Source organism: Peribacillus simplex (genome assembly GCF_001578185.1).
Classification (GTDB): domain Bacteria; phylum Bacillota; class Bacilli; order Bacillales; family DSM-1321; genus Peribacillus; species Peribacillus simplex_A.
The window spans coordinates 167,282-181,100 of the sequence record NZ_CP011008.1 but is presented as its reverse complement, the minus strand read 5'-3'; the positions used below and the strand labels follow the sequence as shown (position 1 = coordinate 181,100).

Genomic DNA, 13,819 nt, shown 5'->3' with positions numbered 1-13,819 from the left:
CCCCCCTTAGATGAAAACCAGGTGTTCTATAGTCAAATATGGTATTAAGTCCAAATGAAGCAATTGGAGATTATTATTCAAATCCTCACTTCTATAAAAGATGATTGCCATGCTCCGGTCATTTTGGAAAGGAAGCTGCCTATATTCCAATACATGTTCGAATTCATGACGAAGTCCATCATGATCAATACATGAAACATCCTCCAGACTTATTTCCAGTGGAACCTCTGCAAAGAAAAAGCTATATATATGATCGTCCATCTCTTCCAATATCCGATCCCAATCGGGTTTCGTTCCTGAAAAATAGTGCTCATACATATTCATTCCATAGGCATGGTAACCTAGATCCGTTGTACCCGCCCCAGCAAAACGCAGGGGATTGATTTCGATGGGTATCACCCGGTCTCCCTTTTTGCGAATTTCAAAGTGTATAGGATAATTCCTAAGTGGAAGGACCGTTTGGGTATTCTTCATGAACTTTAGTGCATCATGATAGATTTCATTGATGGCCAACTTCGAAGTATAATAAATTCGATCGGAAGTATCGTAATCATCCTTGAATAATCGTTTGAAGACATTCAAAATGACCGGTTCACCATCTTGATTGTAATAACCATCAATGGCATACTCTTCACCCTGAATCCACTCTTCTATTAAAACGGTATGGGAATCGACCACTTCTGAATCATATAATCCACCCGAATGAAGTAAATCCGCTTTAAGCTGGTTCACGGCTATTTCCCAATCCTGCTCATTCTTGACTTTGTGCACCCCTACACTTGAATAGCCAATATTGGGTTTGATAACTACTGGATACGGAATTTGATTTTTATCCAGGTCACTTATTATGGATAAATCGATATCTTGGAAATAGAAATCAGGATATAAAGATTTCGTCAAATTTCGCACCTGACTCTTATCCTTCAATAACTTTGACCAAATGTATTCCTTGCTATTGGGTTGAAAATGACCTAATACTGTTATGCCATTTTCAGAGTTTATAAGAATTCTTTTTTCCTTTTCCATGGACTTGAAAAATTCTATATCTTTTTGAATGTTTAGCTTTTCCGATGTTAAAGTGTCTCCCCATTGCCCTTGTTCCAGTACTGGAATTTGCTGTTTCTCTAACACCTTTAGAAGAATTGGCGACACAATGGACTCATTCAAAATAATCATTCTTTTCACCTAACTTATCTGTTTTTTGTATCTCCATATTTAATCGGTTAAAAGCGGTAAGTATTTAGCTTATGCAGGTATTTATTATTAAAAATCAAGATATCAATATATCTTTTTACCTATCCCATCAGATCTAGCCTTGAGGTCGTCCTTACACATACCATCGAATATTTAATTTTCTTGAATCTTCATTAAAAAAGGCCGACACTATTTTAAGTGTCCGCCATATTTTTTCAAATTTTTCATTCAGAAAAAGTTCACCAGTAATTTCGTGGAATAACTAAGACTAAATAGAAAAATACTTAGGAGTTCATATTCAATTCATAACTTCTTTATATACTTGCCCTGTAATAATGATCAAGAAAGGATGTATTAACATATGTCAGAAGAGAAAAAACAAAAAGGATGGCGCCAGTTCATTCGGTTAGTTCATCAAACGAAGCCTTCTAAACTAATGATAGGGATTGCATTAGCATTAAGCCTAGGTACAACAGGTGTAGGTTTATTAGTCCCTTTATTCACAAAAAATCTAATTAATGATTTTTCAATCAGTTCACTAAGCACTGAAAGAATCACACTTCTCGTTCTTGCCATCATTGTTCAAGCATTGGCCAGTGGATTTTCCATCTATTTATTAAATCGAATCGGTCAATCTGTAGTGGCGGGTATCCGCGATCAACTATGGAAAAAATTACTCGTATTACCCGTGAGTTATTTTGATGAGCATCCATCGGGTGAAACGGTCAGCCGAATGACAAATGATACAACTGTAGTGAAGGGATTAATCTCTGAACACCTCTCTAATTTCGTTACAGGCATCATTTCCATCGTTGGCTCCATGATCGTTTTATTCGTCCTGGATTGGAAAATGACATTGTTGATGTTCATTGCCATCCCACTCTCTGTTTTGATATTAATGCCACTAGGGAAAAAAATGCATAAAATTTCAAAAGGGATGCAGGACGAAACAGCAAGCTTCACCGCAGTCCTTCAGCAGGTGCTAACGGAAATCCGTCTTGTTAAAGCATCGAATGCAGAAGCCTTGGAATATCAAAATGGAAAAAAAGGAATCAACAAATTATTTCAATTTGGATTAAAAGAAGCAAAAATCCAAGCCTTGATTGCGCCGCTAATGAGTTTTGTCATGATGGCCTTACTCGTACTGATTTTAGGTTATGGAGGAATGCGTGTCTCTTCAGGAGCCCTGACAGCTGGAGCTTTAGTTGCATTCATTATGTATCTTTTCCAAATAATCATGCCAATGGCTCAATTAGCCAGTTTCTTTACACAATTCCAAAAAGCTACGGGTGCCACAGAGCGCATCATTTCCATTTTAGATTCAGCAGAGGAAGAAGATTCGGAGCAGCAAGTTCAAAATATAAATCAATCAATCAGCGTGGATCACCTGAACTATAGTTATAATAATGGAGAACAGGTACTTAAAGATATAAGCTTTAACGTTGAAGCAGGTAAGGTCACTGCAATTGTCGGCCCAAGCGGAAGCGGAAAAACCACCCTTTTCTCATTATTCGAGCGTTTCTACAAACCACAGCAAGGCTCCATTTCCATAGGCGGGAAATCCATAAATGATTTCACACTGCTTTCATGGAGAAGCAAGATTGGGTATGTTTCACAAGAAAGTCCAATTGTATCAGGCACAATTCGAGATAATATTTGTTATGGAATGTATCGGGATATAACAGATGAGGAATTAAATCAAGTAGCTAAAATGGCGTATGCAGATCAGTTTATTTCTGAGCTTCCCAACGGGTTTGATACAGAGGTTGGTGAAAGGGGCATGAAATTATCAGGCGGTCAAAGGCAAAGAATTGCAATCGCTCGAGCATTTTTAAGAAACCCAAAAATATTAATGCTTGATGAAGCCACCTCAAGCCTAGACAGCAAATCAGAAAATGTTGTTCAACAGGCATTGAATGATTTAATGAAAGGCAGAACAACAATAGTAATTGCTCACCGCCTATCGACCGTTATTGGTTCAGATCAAATCATCTTCCTGGAAAAAGGGGAAATAACAGGCAGCGGAACACATAAAGAGCTATATAATACGCACTCCTTATATCGTGAATTTGCCCAACAGCAGTTAAACAAACTTGAACTGGCCTAATTCACCGAAAGGAAAGAAGAAGGATGACAAAAATATTAATTGTAGATGATGATGCCCATATTCGCGAACTTTTACAACTCTTGTTAAGAAAAGAAGGATTTGATTTATATGAAGCCTCAGATGGATTTGAAGCATTGAAATTAATGGAGAAAGTGAAAATAGATTTGGCAGTCATCGATATTATGATGCCTAATATGGATGGATGGCAATTATGCAAAGAGTTAAGAGAATTTAGTGATATCCCCATTTTAATGCTTACTGCAAAAGGGGAAACCACACAAAAAGTAAAAGGATTCGGTCTTGGGGCAGATGATTATCTTGTAAAGCCATTTGAACCGATCGAATTGGTTCTTAGAATAAAGGCATTATTAAAACGGTATAAAATCACTATTTCACAAACATTAAATATTGGCGAATTAAAGATGAATCGCAACACACATGAAATGTCATTCAAAGACCAGGAATATTCAATTCCATTAAAAGAATTCGAATTGTTGTTTAAATTAGCAAGCTATCCTGGAAAAACTTTTTCCAGGGAAGATCTTATTGAAGACATTTGGGGCTATGATTATGAAGGTGATGAACGAACTGTCGATGTTCATATTAAAAGAGTGAGAGAACGGTTTTCGGAATCGGAATTCCCCTTCCGGATTAAAACGATTTGGGGATTGGGCTACCGTTTGGAGATAACGAGATGAGAAGCGATCGATTTTTCAAACAAACACTTGGCATACTGTTTTTTCTTACGTTTATTTCAATTTGCTTTTCGGCCGGTTACTATATCATTCAGCTATTGCCATTAAGGTTACCCGATTATGTTCGGTTTCTGGCCACTATCATGACAAGCATCGCAATGATGATATCCATCGGTTATCTTATCCGTGCTATCCATCACAATAAACGGGTAAATATTTACCTCGAGATCATAGATGCCTTAAGGAAAATAGCAAATGGCGATTATAATGTACAATTGGATTTTAAAATGGAAAAGAAAAACGAAATGACCAATATCATTAACCACTTCAATCACATGGCCAAACAATTGAAGCAAATGGAAGAAATGCGGCAGGAGTTCATCTCTAACGTCTCACATGAAATACAGTCGCCCCTTACCTCCATTGTAGGATTTGCCCAAGCACTTCAATTTAATAAGCTGACAATCGAAGAACGAAATCATTATCTTCATATAATAGAGACAGAGAGCAGGAGATTATCCAAATTAAGTGATAACCTTCTAAAGCTTACATCCCTTGAATCCGAGCATCATCCTTTTGAAAGGACAGATTTCCGGCTGGATCAGCAAATACGGACCATTATTTTGGCTTGTGAACCCGCTTGGTTGGAAAAAGAATTCGAATTGGACATAGCCTTGGAAAAGATTCCAATAGTGGCAGACCAGGATTTGATGAGCCAAGTATGGACAAATTTAATACACAATAGCATCAAATTCACCCGCCATCGCGGAAAGATCACGATTCGATTACAACAGATTGATGACCTGGCATCCATAACGATATCCGACAATGGAATCGGCATTTCCGAAACCGACCAGTTCCATATATTCGAGCGATTCTATAAAGCCGACCTTGCAAGGGAACGTACAAAAAGCGGTAGCGGCTTAGGTCTGTCCATCGTGAAAAGAATTATAGAGATGCATGAAGGGACCATATCCGTGGAAAGTGAACTCGAAAAGGGAACTACTTTTACGATTCTGCTTCCTATTTCGTGAGGGTTTTGTGATTGTTAAAAACCTTTTTTAAATCATTAATGCTTCCTGCTATTTTAAAAAAAACTGCCCGTTCGTTGATGATTATATTGTGATATCAACGCTTCCACTAAAAGCAGGCGATTGTGTGAAATTTTACGGAAATTCCCTTAAAAGATTGAAACAGGAATTGATAATTTAATCATATTAATATTACTTATATTATAAACGTTGGGTACAAAAAGCGAATTTGATACCCAACGATTAACAAGCCGGAAAAATTGTTGGTGGCTAAATATGGACATTACTCTTAAATGAAATCGTTATAATACCTGTATTATCTTTGATTAAAATTTATGTTATTGTCAGGAAAATAACATACATCAAAAACAACAAAATAATATATCCATCAAAGAATTTAACTTTTCCACTTTGAAAATGGTTATTCTTTCTTACCTTTACAAATAAGAAAGTCAATATAGATAGAAAAAGTATTAAACCAGTTATGGTGGTAATTGGAGATACCATTACCTTAAAATAAGTTTCAGTAACCTTATCTGGGAAATGCATGATGATCCTCATTATTTCATTCACCAAAAAGTGAAAAAAGATAGCCGGGACGATGCTCCCCGTATAGATGGTTAATAGTGCAAGAGAAATACCCATTACAAATGCAAAAATAAAATTTCCTACCGTCATATGATAAATGCTAAAAATAAAAGCACTTAAAATTATGGCCGATTTTATGTCCATTCTCTGATATTGTTTTAATAATATACCCCTAAAAAGAATTTCTTCACTAATCGCCACTGAAAAGCCAATCATCATAATGCTGTAAAAACTTATGTTTTTACTACTTTCCATAAGTGTACAAACAATTTTTTCAGCAGTAAGCCATTCGCCCGTTAGTAGATAATGTTGGGTCCTACCAAAAAACACAGTCAGCATGTGAGCTATACTACCCATTAACATACCAAGAAGAATATATTTTATATGTACCTTATTAAGCCTAATGCTCGATAAGGTTATTTTTTTCTTTTTTAAGAAAAGAAAAAGAATATAGATAATAACCAGTTTACTTATAAAGAAAAATAATTGTTTGTTTATTTGCAAAAAAAGTTCTTGTAATGTAAGTTGGGCAAAAGGAAAAATAATCATAATTAGTATTGTTATATATAATATAAAGCGATGTGTTTGCTTAATATCAGTATCCATTCTTACCCCTTTGCTATACAATAATTTCAAAGAAGTCATTTTTTAGAATAAGAGTTTGTATTTGCACTTTTTTCAACTTATTTTATTGCCACTTTTTTATATTTAATGTACGTTGTATTTCTTTGCTCTGTTTTTATCAAATTACCAGTTGGACTATATGTTTTTAGAGTGCCAGTCAATTTCCATGTTTCTTTGTATTGGTTCCATTTTTTCGTTGCCGAATATACCTTTTCTCCGCCACCAGAAATAACTAATTTACCTGCTATCTCCACCTTGAAGGTAAGGTTAAGACTCCAGTTTGTAGTATCAGTCACTTTTTTGTGAAAGACACTTGATTGTCGTTTATCTGTGGCTGTTTTCCAAGTATACCGATTACAAGTAGCACACACTGGAGATATACCAATTCTATTATTCGTGATTTCTCCTGTTTTTTCATCTACAAGTATAGGTATTTCTTGACCTAAAAGTACATCAGAGCCTGATAGGGTTGTATATTCTGTCAGAAACTCACCTGATTGGCTTTCCTCTTTTAATTCAGTTGGAGAACTTGCAAAAGTTGATATTGGATTAAATCCAAACCAAAATAGAGGAATTATTAATATAAAAAGGTATAATAACTTCCTCATTTCTTCACCCCAATATTTTTTCCTTGGATACCCCTTATGATTTTTGATTTAATATCTTAAGTAGTTTGGTTGTAATATTTGTTCTCTCGATTTTATCAAAAAACAAAAGCACAAGGAGTTCCAAATTTGGAACTCCCTGTGCTTTTTTTGAACTTAAACCATTTATGGAGTCGCAACCGTAAAGGTAAAGGTCATTAAGGATGGAGAATCTGCCTTTTTGCCTATGGAGCTAGTTCAGGCGGCATATATGGAGAGCTTGCTTATAACCTCAGGACCACATCGTTTCACTTCTAATATTGACAGAAGCCCGAATTATGGACACTTTAATAGAGATTCAACCCACCCTCCGATTTTTATTTATTTCCGCCAAAAAGTTGAACAGTCTGCCTTATCAAAAATATTATACTCGATCATTTTCTCAAGTAATGAGTAATCAACCGGACTGTCCCACTTGATACGTACTAACTGCTTGGTATGATCATAGCCAGCCTGCACGATTTCATCAGAGAAGTGATCGATCCCTGCCTTTTCAGGGGCAACAGCCAAATGATGTTTGGCTACGCTAAAGCCAATAATATATGTGTCATGATCGGTAAACATAGGCTGATTCCACGCAATCTTTGGCATTAGATTTGGAAATTTCTTAGTTACCCAAGCCAGGACTTCTTCCGTTCGTTCCCTATGTTGCGGGTTATCAATATTCGCTAAAAATTCTGTAAAGACTTCCATGCTATTCTCTCCTAAATAAAAAAATTTTTATGAAGACTTCATTTTCAACAATGCACCATAGGAAGATCATTAACATTGCTCTAATGGATGCTATGACTACCTACTGATGGATTTGATAGATTGCATTACACTGCACACCGATTCTTATTACCTCGGTCTTCTAATCCACTTGTCAACTTGAGAGGTTCTCGTTGTTTTAAACATAAAAATACCCCTTTGGCTAATCATAGCCAAAGGGGTAAAGCTTCGCAACTTTTTATAATCTACATTGCATTCATTCAAACTTACTCAACCGTTACACTTTTCGCAAGATTACGCGGTTTATCCACGTCACATTCGCGGTGCAAGGCTGCGTAGTAAGCAATGAGCTGCAGCGGGATAACAGAGATAAGGGGTGTTAATAGTTCATTTACTTCCGGGATGACGAAACGGTCATCCTCTTCTTCAAGCCCCTTCATGGAAATGATGCAAGGGTTGGCGCCTCGGGCAACCACTTCTTTTACATTACCACGGATGCTTAGGTTGACACCCGCTTGCGTAGCAAGGGCTATGACAGGTGTACCTTCTTCAATCAAGGCGATCGTTCCGTGTTTAAGCTCGCCGCCAGCAAAGCCTTCCGCCTGAATATATGAAATTTCCTTCAGCTTAAGCGCCCCTTCAAGAACAACATAGTAGTCAAGGGAACGGCCAATGAAGAAGGCATTTCTTGTAACGGACAAATATTCACGGGCAATGACTTCCATCTCTTCTTTCGAATCACATAGGGCTTCCATTGCCGTCGCAACGATTCCAAGCTCTTTTACAAGGTCGAAATCATACTCCATGTTACGGAATTGGCCAGTTACATTTGCTAATATGGCCAAGACCGCCACTTGAGCTGTGTAGGCCTTTGTTGAGGCAACGGCAATTTCAGGACCAGCATGCAGCAAGAGCGTATAATCCGCTTCACGTGACAATGTAGAGCCAGGTACGTTCGTGATGGTCAAGGCTTTATGACCAAGCGCTTTGATGGACACTAACACGGCACGGCTATCTGCAGTTTCACCACTTTGTGAAATGAAGATGAATAGCGGTTTTTTCGATAATAACGGCATATTGTAAGTGAATTCCGATGCCACATGGACCTCAACCGGTATTTCCGTCATTTTTTCGATGAATTGCTTACCAATCAACCCTGCATGATAGCTAGTTCCGCAAGCGATGATATAAATACGGTCAGCCTCACTTACGGCTTCAGTAATGCTATAATCGATTGTAAGTTTACCTTCTTCATTTTGGTATGCTTGAATGATTTTACGTATGACAGCTGGCTGCTCGTCGACTTCTTTGAGCATATAGTGCGGATACGTACCTTTTTCAATATCACTTGCATCCAGTTCAGCAGTGTATGGAGCACGCATAACTTCTTCGTTGGAAAGGTTCTTGATCGTTACCTTTTCATTTGTCACGATAACCATTTCCTTATCCATCAGTTCAAGGAATTGATCTGTGACTTGCAACATGGCCATTGCATCCGAAGCGACAACGTTAAAGTCTTTTCCGACACCGATTAGCAGCGGGCTTTTATTTTTTGCGACTAAGATGGTTTCATCATTTTCAGCATCCAATAGGGCAATGGCATATGACCCCTCCAAAAGAGTGAGTGTTTGACGGAACGCCTCTTCCACTTCCATGCCCTCGTTTACGAACTTCTCTATGAGTTGAACGATGACTTCCGTATCCGTTTCACTTTTAAAGGAAACATCCTTCAAATATTCACGTTTTAGAATCGCATAGTTTTCAATGACCCCATTATGAACTAAAGTCAATCGACCTGAATTACTTTGGTGAGGATGGGCATTTTCACGGCTTGGCACACCATGGGTGGCCCAGCGTGTATGTCCTATTCCAGTATGTGCCATAGTATTTTCATCCACGGCTCCGCGTAAGTCCGCAATTCTTCCCTTTTCCTTAAAGATTGTCACGCCTGCTTCATTTCTCACAGCAATCCCTGAAGAGTCATAACCGCGGTATTCAAGTTTTTCAAGACCTTTTAATAAAATTTCCTTTGCATCGTTAAGTCCAATATATCCAACAATTCCACACATAATTTCTGTTCCTCCAACCGATTCGAGGGAACAGGAATGCACGGGGGCATCCCTGCCCCCTCATCTCTGATATATATTTTTTATAAAGGAAATGCCTTAAAGCACTTTTTCCCTTTGTGCATTTCCAACCCTTTGTGCAGTAAGTTGCCCTACTGTTTTAAGATTGGAATTACTGCGGCTGTGCACTTCAGCCGGGAGGTATCCGCCGATCATTCGATAAACCTCCTCCTCGTCAACTAAGCCTTTTTCGACCAGACTTAGTTCAGGCGCTTTTGTAAATCAGTTTCTCCTTGCCTACCCTCCTTTTTTGAAACAACCATTTTCAGAAAATGAGTTGTAAATCAGGATAATCATACCTTAAACAAGGGACATAGGTCAATTCTTTATTACCAAGACCTAAAGAACTTCTTTATAAAAATATGCATAAAAGGAAATTTCGTTCCTTTTATGCATACGGTTATTATTCGTTTATTCCCATTTCCGTTCTTACAACTGAGACGATGCGATCTACATAATTAGTGCATTCCTCAGCAGTCGGTGCTTCAGCCATAACACGGACTAGCGGTTCCGTACCGGATGGTCTCACCAAAATACGACCGTTTCCGGCCATTTCCCCTTCGACTGCCTTAATGACTTCCTGTACCTTTTCATTATCAGTTACACCGTGCTTATCGGTAACTCTGACATTGATGAGTGTTTGTGGATATTTCTTCATCTCGCCAGCTAGCTCCGATAAGGTTTTTTGGGTGTCACTCATGATGTTCACAAGCTGTAAGCCCGTCAATAAGCCATCTCCTGTCGTGTTATAGTCCAGAAAAATGATATGTCCGGATTGTTCGCCGCCAAGGTTATAGCCGCCTTTTCGCATCTCTTCCACCACATAGCGATCCCCCACTGCCGTTTGGGCACTTTGTATACCATGCTCTTCAAGACCTTTATAAAAACCAAGGTTGCTCATGATCGTAGAAACTACTGTTCCCTGTTTCAGACGGTTATTTTCTTTCAAGTATTTTGCACATATATACATGATCTGGTCGCCGTCCACTATATTTCCTTTTTCATCTATGGCAATGACGCGGTCTCCGTCACCATCGAAAGCAAGTCCAACATCAGCACCTTTTTCTTTTAAGAATTCAGCAAGTGCTTCAGGGTGTGTGGAACCTACCTTGTCATTAATGTTCAATCCATTAGGCGATGCCCCCATTGTAGAGATGTCTGCATCAAGATCGGCAAACAAATGCATGGCCAAGGCCGATGTCGCCCCATGTGCGCAATCAAGCGCAACATGAATGCCTGTAAAGTCTTCATCCACTGATTGTTTCAAATACTGGAGATACTTTTGCCCTCCTTCGAAATAATCGTTCAAATGGCCCAAATTTCCGCCAACCGGGCGCGGAAGTTCATCCTTTTCCAAATCTAACAGTGTTTCAATTTCCGCTTCTTGATCATCGGATAGCTTAAACCCATCCGGTCCAAAGAACTTAATGCCATTATCCGCTACCGGATTATGCGAAGCTGAAATCATGACACCTGCTTCAGCACTTAAAGCCTTTGTTAAATATGCAACTCCCGGTGTCGAAATTACACCCAGGCGCATCACTTCAGCCCCAATGGATAATAGACCGGCAACAAGTGCACCTTCCAGCATTTCACCAGAAATACGTGTATCGCGCCCTATCAGCACTTTGGGTTTTTCTGTATTCCTAGTAAGAACGTAGCCACCTAAACGGCCTAGTTTAAATGCCAACTCCGGTGTTAATTCGCTATTCGCTATACCCCTAACTCCGTCTGTTCCAAAATATTTACCCATCTTTATCGCTCCTTCTTCGAATCGTTACTGAATTAAATGATGTTAAAGGAAGGTCATGTCTCTTCGTCTTTTTGAGTAATGGTGACCGAAGCCGTTTTAGAGTCCAGTTCCCAGGTCACTCCCTCAGGCGCGTTTACCACCAGTTCTACATCATGCGTACCTTCATCTAAATTACTTACATCTACTGTAAGATTAATGTCATCTTTAGTTATTTTCTTCAGGTCATCCGCTTCACCAAGCAAGGTGATGCTTGTTACATCGGTTTCCAATTCGGCGTCTTGGTCATCCTTCATGCCCACAGGCACTATTTTTATATTGCTGAATGTTTTAGACTCAATGGCAGCCGGTTCATCTTTATCGACTACCTTTTCTTCTTGTTTTTGTTCAGTTTCCGGTTTTTTCTCTTCTTCAACTGGATCTACATTCGCTTCATCCGCATCCACATCCACTTTCTCTGTGCGAATCTTGACCTTTGCTTTACCCAAGGACATTTTTTGTACACTTTCGGGTTTAGTAAGATCGAGTTCCATGTCTGTATCACCGTCAATTTTCGAGATATTTACAGGAAGATTTACTTCACTTATTTTCCCCAGGCTCGTTTCAGACCCGAATAAGGTGACCTCATTTGGATCGACACTTATACTCTTGATCCTGATGCCATCCTTTGCCTTCCCAGTTTGCTTCGGGGTTATCGACACCGTCTTGGAAGGAATGCTCACTTTTAAGGAAACGGCAACTGAAGCGGGCTCGATCGTCACGTCCAACTTATTCAAGTCCCGGTCAAGGGCTTTAACGGTTGCCTTTCCGTTCACCGTTTCGTTAAGTCCCTTACTTATTTCAAGGTTTGCCTTTACATAGGAAATTTGGTCAATCGTATCTTTAGCACCCGTTATTTTGACAGTTTTCGGGCTAACTGTTGGCTGGTCAGCGGTATATCCCTCTTCAAGTAAAGAGTTGTTATACTCGGCTTCAACGGGGAATTCCTTCGTCACCCGTTCCTGAACATTGACTTCTGCATATTCAGGATCGATCGTCGCCACTAACCTTTCATTCAAATCACTTATTTTAAATGTGACAGTTCTGTTCCCCATTGAGATTTCAGGATCCGAAAGGTCCACATAAACTTTAAAGTCCCTTTGGTTTTTCGCATTTATCAATAGACTTTTTGCTCCCTTTAGAGTAACATCCACCGTTTCAGGTACTCCGCTCACCACTAGATTCTCACGGTCATAGTACACTTCAACCGGTACATTTTCGATGGTCTCCGTACTGATTTCAGGGGCGGTCGATAAACCAAGGGATTTTTTATCCGACTCCATCTCAAAGTTAATGGAAATGAACAAAAGTGCTGCCAAGGCAAAAGCTACGATTCTCATAAACCAAGCGCTATTGGTGTATTTATCCATTCTTTTTCCCCCTCCAGTTCCAGATGCCTGAGGAAGTTGATTTGATGTTCTCCACTACCAGTTCACTAGTAAGCATGGCCCTAAATGATTCTTGATTCAAATCCCGGTAAAGCTCCCCGTTTTTAGTGACGGATATCCCTCCCGTTTCTTCTGAAACAACAATGGTAAGACTATCCGTAACTTCACTCATGCCGATGGCTGCCCTATGCCGCGTGCCAAGTTCTTTTGATATGAATGGACTTTCTGATAATGGCAGGTAGCAAGCTGCGGCCGCAACCTGGTTATTTTGTAAAATAACTGCGCCATCATGGAGCGGCGTATTGGGGATAAAGATATTAATGAGCAGTTCTGAAGAAATATAGGATCTTAGAGGAATCCCCGTTTCAACATAATCCCCAAGCTCCGTACCTTTTTCTATCGTAATCAAGGCTCCAATCCGCCTTTTCGCCATATAAGTGGACGCCTTTAGAATTTCTTCGACTAAACGCTCTTGCTGGTTCTCTTCTGGAACGGTGCCCCTTGCAAAGAGCTTCCCGCGTCCTAATTGTTCAAGTGCCCTTCTCAGTTCAGGTTGAAAAATGACAAGAATCGCCAATACTCCCCAATTCATGACTTGTGCCATTAACCATCCAAGTGTATTGAAACCAAACAGGTTGCTTAAGCTTTTTACAATGACAATTACAAAAATTCCTTTTAGCAGCTGAATAGCCTTCGTGCCTCGAATAATAGTTAACAATTTATATATCACAAACCATACAAGGAGAATATCAATGAAATTTACTACATAGTCCCAAACAGTCAAATTGGATAAAGACATGTTGTTTCCTCCAGTCAGTATTACTCCAAATACCAATTACAATCGTTGTGTAATAACCTTAATAGTATACCATTTTTTAAATGATACATCTAAAAACTAGTGTGAGAAATTTACATGGTAAGG

The 13,819-nt window shown here is 39.1% G+C and carries 11 protein-coding genes; 3 read left to right on the top strand and 8 right to left on the bottom strand.

All coding sequences use genetic code 11. From position 1 onward, the window contains the following. Window positions 1-6: 6 nt before the first annotated feature. Window positions 7-1,176, bottom strand: coding sequence for an ATP-grasp domain-containing protein (locus tag UP17_RS01025; RefSeq protein WP_081108656.1), 1,170 nt, complete (start codon window positions 1,174-1,176; stop codon window positions 7-9). A gap of 379 nt (window positions 1,177-1,555) precedes the next feature. Between UP17_RS01025 and UP17_RS01020 the strand changes: the two genes are divergently transcribed. The 3 genes from UP17_RS01020 to UP17_RS01010 are packed head-to-tail and all read left to right on the top strand — an operon-like array spanning window position 1,556 to window position 5,030. After that, complete coding sequence (locus UP17_RS01020; protein ID WP_061440419.1) at window positions 1,556-3,301, top strand: ABC transporter ATP-binding protein; 1,746 nt, start codon at window positions 1,556-1,558, stop codon at window positions 3,299-3,301. A gap of 23 nt (window positions 3,302-3,324) precedes the next feature. Continuing rightward, window positions 3,325-3,999 carry a response regulator transcription factor gene (locus UP17_RS01015; protein WP_061440418.1) on the top strand — a complete coding sequence of 225 codons (675 nt, stop codon included), beginning with the start codon at window positions 3,325-3,327 and terminating at the stop codon, window positions 3,997-3,999. Next, window positions 3,996-5,030, top strand: a complete 1,035-nt coding sequence (locus UP17_RS01010) for a sensor histidine kinase (RefSeq protein WP_061440417.1) — start codon at window positions 3,996-3,998, stop codon at window positions 5,028-5,030. The genes UP17_RS01015 and UP17_RS01010 overlap by 4 nt, the downstream gene beginning before the upstream one ends. Before the next feature lie 330 nt (window positions 5,031-5,360). On the opposite strand, the gene UP17_RS01005 is transcribed toward UP17_RS01010, so the two are convergent. The 7 genes from UP17_RS01005 to cdaA all read right to left on the bottom strand — a co-directional run bounded on the left by UP17_RS01005 (window position 5,361) and on the right by cdaA (window position 13,696). Continuing rightward, window positions 5,361-6,221: a CPBP family intramembrane glutamic endopeptidase gene (locus tag UP17_RS01005; RefSeq protein WP_061440416.1), complete on the bottom strand. Its 861-nt coding sequence runs from the start codon at window positions 6,219-6,221 to the stop codon at window positions 5,361-5,363. Window positions 6,222-6,298: 77 nt separating this feature from the next. Continuing rightward, on the bottom strand, window positions 6,299-6,847 hold the full coding sequence (locus UP17_RS01000) for a hypothetical protein (protein WP_061440415.1): 549 nt from the start codon (window positions 6,845-6,847) through the stop codon (window positions 6,299-6,301). 357 nt (window positions 6,848-7,204) lie between these two features. Then, on the bottom strand, window positions 7,205-7,576 hold the full coding sequence (locus UP17_RS00995) for an iron chaperone (protein WP_061440414.1): 372 nt from the start codon (window positions 7,574-7,576) through the stop codon (window positions 7,205-7,207). 284 nt (window positions 7,577-7,860) lie between these two features. Beyond that, window positions 7,861-9,663 (bottom strand): glutamine--fructose-6-phosphate transaminase (isomerizing), encoded by a 1,803-nt coding sequence (gene glmS, locus UP17_RS00990; protein WP_061440413.1) that lies wholly within the window; start codon window positions 9,661-9,663, stop codon window positions 7,861-7,863. A 460-nt stretch (window positions 9,664-10,123) separates the two neighbouring features. Continuing rightward, complete coding sequence (glmM, locus tag UP17_RS00985) at window positions 10,124-11,473, bottom strand: phosphoglucosamine mutase (protein ID WP_061440412.1); 1,350 nt, start codon at window positions 11,471-11,473, stop codon at window positions 10,124-10,126. Window positions 11,474-11,526: 53 nt separating this feature from the next. Further along, window positions 11,527-12,879 (bottom strand): CdaR family protein, encoded by a 1,353-nt coding sequence (locus UP17_RS00980; protein ID WP_061440411.1) that lies wholly within the window; start codon window positions 12,877-12,879, stop codon window positions 11,527-11,529. Further along, on the bottom strand, window positions 12,872-13,696 hold the full coding sequence (gene cdaA, locus UP17_RS00975; protein ID WP_061440410.1) for a diadenylate cyclase CdaA: 825 nt from the start codon (window positions 13,694-13,696) through the stop codon (window positions 12,872-12,874). Before cdaA ends, UP17_RS00980 begins: the two co-directional genes overlap by 8 nt. Window positions 13,697-13,819: the final 123 nt, after the last annotated feature.

What these genes read in the sequence shown, in the direction of transcription:
- UP17_RS00995 (WP_061440414.1), bottom strand. Translation starts at nt 7,576, where the DNA reads ATGGAAGTCTTTACAGAATTTTTAGCGAATATTGATAACCCGCAACAT.
- UP17_RS01015 (WP_061440418.1), top strand. Translation starts at nt 3,325, where the DNA reads ATGACAAAAATATTAATTGTAGATGATGATGCCCATATTCGCGAACTT.
- UP17_RS01020 (WP_061440419.1), top strand. Translation starts at nt 1,556, where the DNA reads ATGTCAGAAGAGAAAAAACAAAAAGGATGGCGCCAGTTCATTCGGTTA.
- UP17_RS01010 (WP_061440417.1), top strand. Translation starts at nt 3,996, where the DNA reads ATGAGAAGCGATCGATTTTTCAAACAAACACTTGGCATACTGTTTTTT.
- glmM (WP_061440412.1), bottom strand. Translation starts at nt 11,473, where the DNA reads ATGGGTAAATATTTTGGAACAGACGGAGTTAGGGGTATAGCGAATAGC.
- glmS (WP_061440413.1), bottom strand. Translation starts at nt 9,663, where the DNA reads ATGTGTGGAATTGTTGGATATATTGGACTTAACGATGCAAAGGAAATT.
- UP17_RS01025 (WP_081108656.1), bottom strand. Translation starts at nt 1,176, where the DNA reads ATGATTATTTTGAATGAGTCCATTGTGTCGCCAATTCTTCTAAAGGTG.
- cdaA (WP_061440410.1), bottom strand. Translation starts at nt 13,696, where the DNA reads ATGTCTTTATCCAATTTGACTGTTTGGGACTATGTAGTAAATTTCATT.
- UP17_RS01000 (WP_061440415.1), bottom strand. Translation starts at nt 6,847, where the DNA reads ATGAGGAAGTTATTATACCTTTTTATATTAATAATTCCTCTATTTTGG.
- UP17_RS01005 (WP_061440416.1), bottom strand. Translation starts at nt 6,221, where the DNA reads ATGGATACTGATATTAAGCAAACACATCGCTTTATATTATATATAACA.
- UP17_RS00980 (WP_061440411.1), bottom strand. Translation starts at nt 12,879, where the DNA reads ATGGATAAATACACCAATAGCGCTTGGTTTATGAGAATCGTAGCTTTT.